Origin of the sequence: Clostridium sp. ATCC 25772 (assembly GCF_001573875.1) — a bacterium.
Lineage (GTDB): Bacteria > Bacillota > Clostridia > Clostridiales > Clostridiaceae > Clostridium_J > Clostridium_J senegalense.
Genome location: NZ_LFRG01000095.1, coordinates 1 through 2,679 on the forward strand (window position 1 = coordinate 1; position 2,679 = coordinate 2,679).

A 2,679-nucleotide genomic window follows, 5' to 3' on the forward strand; every position below is an offset into this window, starting at 1 on the left:
CTCTACAAAATAGATTCTCAAATGAATTAACTGGTTTTACCTATATTTATCTGTTTAATTTTCAAAGACCAATTCGTCATTACCTGACGACTTTTACTATTTTACTAGCTTTTAACTTTTTTGTCAACACTTTTTTAAAAACTTTTTTTAAATTCTTTAAGTGTCTTTTAAAGTTTAAAGCCTTACCGCTTGAGTTACTTACTTGTTTGCCTCAGCGACAAGATTTATTATATATAACTATATTAAATTAAATTTTGCTTAATTGTACATTTTGAATTAATTAGTTACATTTTTCTACTTTTTTCTTTATTTTTCTTTATTTTTCTACTAATGATACACTTGGTTAAGTTTATATTAAATATATATTTGAAACTTTGTATTTTACTTATTCATCTAAAAATTAACAAAATTTTATAACAAATATAACTTATAGTTTGCGAAATTTTATAGTATGAATAAGTTTATAATTTTAGGTTAAACTAACTCTTGTCATAAAATTTTATAGTATGGTGATATATGAATGAAAATAAAAATTTATAAAAATAAAGGTTTAATCATTAACCTTATAACAACTTATTTTTTTGCATTCGCTTGTTTCATTTTTATTAAAATATTTAATGTAGCTATTTTTTATAATGGTAATATACCGGCATTTAAAGATGATGCTTTTTTATCTTTTAAAGAAGATACTACTGTTTCTTATTATGATAAATATAGCAGCCCTGAATTTTACTCTATTAAACTAAATATGAGTAATGAAAAATATAAAAATATATATATGCATAATGAAGAAATTGCAAAAAAAAATATTACCAATCATCTACATGAAGATTTTAAATATAAAAAAGTGAACACAAACGCTTTAAAACAATATTTGGCTCAAAAAAATTCTATATTAGTTGAAGAACCTTATTTTTCTACTATTATGGATACAGCTAAAAATTTTAATTTAAACCCATTACTATTATTTGCTATTACAGGTCAGGAACAAGGCTTTGTTCCGAAAAATAATCCTCATTGCACTACAATAGCTAATAATCCATTTAATATATTTAATAGCTGGCAAAATTACAATACTGATATTGAGGATGCTTCACAAATTGTTTCAAGAACAGTTGTAAACTTATCATTAAACAGACCTGAAGATGAAGATCCTTTTCGTTGGCTTAACCAAAAATATTCTGAAGATGAATCTTGGTTTAAGGGTGTAAAGAGTATATATTCTTCTCTTGAAAAATCAGTTCCTTATATAGAATAAAATTACTAATAATATAATAAAAAAACTATGGTTTTAAACCATAGTTTTTTGTTTATTTTTCAATATAAACGCTTGTTGTTGGAAATGCCACATTTATCTTTTCACTTTCTAATATATCTAAGATTTTAAAATTCACATCATTTTTTACTTTCATGTATTCATTTAAACTTGTTTTATTAGTATAATATGCTATAACTATATCTAAACTGCTATTATTATAGCTATCAAAATAAACTAATATCCCATCTTTGTTTACATCACTTTCTTTTAATAACATATCTTGTATTCTATTTATACATAATTGCATCTTTTCTTTAGGTGTATCATAAGTTACACCTAAGACAAAACTTATTTTTCTTATATCACGCTTAGTGAAATTTAATATAGATGCATTAGCTAAAGTAGAATTCGGTATTGTTATTAAAACCTTATCTGATGTTCTTATTTTAGTACTCCTTATAGATATATCCTCTACTTCCCCTTCAACATTACCACATTGTATCCAATCTCCAATGGAAAAAGATCTATCAAATATTATACTTATACCCGCAAATATATTTGCTGCAGTATCTTTAGAAGCTAACGCTATAACCGCTCCTCCAATTCCTGCACTTGCTATAAGTCCTTTTACAGGCATTCCCCATTCTTGTGCAACAGTAAGTACAACTACAACTATAATAGCTACTTTTATAAATTTTGCTATAAAAGAATATGCTATTTTGTCTAATTTTCCATCACTGTCTTGAAACTTATTAAATATTTCCGGTGGTTTCTCAACTATATTTATAAGCGATTGCGCTATTAGTACTAAAACACAACTATTAAATGCCCTATTTAATATAAGTGCATTTATATTAAATATATCAAAAACTGTTAGTATTATTACGTATACACCTAATAATAACAAGAAATTTTTTATAGGATTTTCTATAGCTTCTATTATGTTAAAGTTATTTTTAATCTCTAATTTTAATAAAATTTTATTTATGCCTTTTATTATGTACTTTACTAACACATTTTTTAAAAATAGTATTAATAAAAATGCTCCAATTGCTAAAGCTAGCTTAATCCATACAATATACATCTCTTGACCTATTGTATTTGGTCCTATTTTTTCTGCATTATTTAATAAAGATAACATACATTCTCCTTTCATAAGATAAATACCGTTTAATTTTTATATCTATTATAACACTTCATTTTATTTTATATAAACCTTTATTTTTAAATTTATATAAAAAAAAATCGTAGTATAAATACTACGATTTGGTGGCTCACCGGGGAATCGAACCCCGGACACCATGATTAAAAGTCATGTGCTCTACCGACTGAGCTAGTGAACCATACTTACCTGGCAACAACCTACCCTCCCACACAGTCACCCGTGCAGTACTCTCGGCGTCTAGAGGCTTAACTTGCCT

Annotated in this window: 2 protein-coding genes and 1 tRNA gene; 1 reads left to right on the forward strand and 2 read right to left on the reverse strand. The window is 25.6% G+C overall.

The window, feature by feature from the left end; translation table 11 throughout:
* The first annotated feature begins 520 nt into the window (after window positions 1-520).
* The gene (locus AZI32_RS16830; RefSeq protein WP_061997096.1) at window positions 521-1,258 is read left to right on the forward strand and encodes a glucosaminidase domain-containing protein; all 738 of its coding nucleotides are present in this window, start codon (window positions 521-523) and stop codon (window positions 1,256-1,258) included.
* 52 nt (window positions 1,259-1,310) lie between these two features.
* On the opposite strand, the gene AZI32_RS16835 is transcribed toward AZI32_RS16830, so the two are convergent.
* Together AZI32_RS16835 and AZI32_RS16840 are read right to left on the reverse strand one after the other, a co-directional pair.
* Window positions 1,311-2,399, reverse strand: a complete 1,089-nt coding sequence (locus tag AZI32_RS16835; protein WP_061997098.1) for a mechanosensitive ion channel family protein — start codon at window positions 2,397-2,399, stop codon at window positions 1,311-1,313.
* 126 nt (window positions 2,400-2,525) lie between these two features.
* A tRNA-Lys gene (locus AZI32_RS16840) sits at window positions 2,526-2,601 on the reverse strand.
* Window positions 2,602-2,679: the final 78 nt, after the last annotated feature.